The organism is Psychrobacter sp. 1Y4, assembly GCF_051847555.1.
Genome location: NZ_JBPYDE010000602.1, coordinates 1 through 683 on the forward strand (window position 1 = coordinate 1; position 683 = coordinate 683).

The 683-nt window shown below is 47.3% G+C and carries 1 protein-coding gene; it reads left to right on the plus strand.

The window, feature by feature from the left end:
- Positions 1–651 (plus strand): mechanosensitive ion channel family protein (locus ACS8FC_RS17830; RefSeq protein WP_439297775.1); only part of this gene is annotated, 651 nt, incomplete at its 5' end.
- Positions 652–683 lie beyond the last annotated feature (32 nt).

Here is a 683-nt window from a genome sequence, read left to right on the forward strand (position 1 = left end):
CGCCGCGTTTTCATTTTTGTCATGATATTGGGTAGTATCTGGATAGGACTGAGTGAGTTTGCCAACATGGAAGGTCTTGGTAAAACCTTACTGACTTCAGCTGGTATTGCTGGCGTGGTCATTGGTATCGCCGCTCAGCCCATATTGGGTAACATCATTGCTGGGGTGCAGGTGGCAGTGACGCAGCCTGTACGGATTGGCGATAGCGTGATAATGGATGGCAATTTCAGTACTGTGGAAGATTTGCGTTACACTTATGCCGTACTCAAAACATGGGATGAACGCCGACTAATCGTGCCGATGCGTGAGTTGATTACCGAAAAAGTTGAGAACTGGTCTCATACCGAAGTGCACCAGACCTGTCCTGTGTTTTTATACATCGACTATGGTGCAGATATAGAGGCCATTCGCCAGCAGTTTATATCGGTGACTAAAGACAATGAGCTTTGGGACAATGAAACTGAGCCTGTAGTCTTTGTGGTTGAAGTGACAGAAAACACCATTCAGCTGCGCGGCGCTGTTGCCTCAGTAGGCCCCATTGAAGCATGGACGCTCGCTTGTGAAGTACGAGAGCAGATGCTTGGCTACTTGCATGAGCAGCAAAACAAGTACTTGCCGACAGAGCGTTTTACGTTAACAGAAAATCCTTAACGCTCAGAGAGCTATTCGCTATAAAAAAGCGT